Below are 217 nucleotides of genomic sequence, written 5' to 3' on the forward strand. Positions count from 1 at the left end.
CGACACGGTGCTGGCTGATGTGACACGTCATTGGCAGAACGTGCTGGGCGCCGTACAGGTCAAGACGCCGGATCGGGCGATGGACCTGATGCTCAATGGCTGGCTGCTGTATCAGACGCTCGCCTGCCGGATCGAAGCGCGCTCGGCGTTCTACCAGGCAAGCGGCGCGTATGGGTTCCGCGACCAGTTGCAGGACATGATGGCGCTGACGCACGTG

Annotated in this window: 1 protein-coding gene; it reads left to right on the top strand. The window is 63.6% G+C overall.

The window, feature by feature from the left end:
- A partial coding sequence (locus ACYPXD_RS28905; protein WP_459719773.1) for a GH36-type glycosyl hydrolase domain-containing protein occupies positions 1 to 217 on the top strand: 217 nt, incomplete at both ends.

Source organism: Paraburkholderia sp. 2C (genome assembly GCF_054589215.1).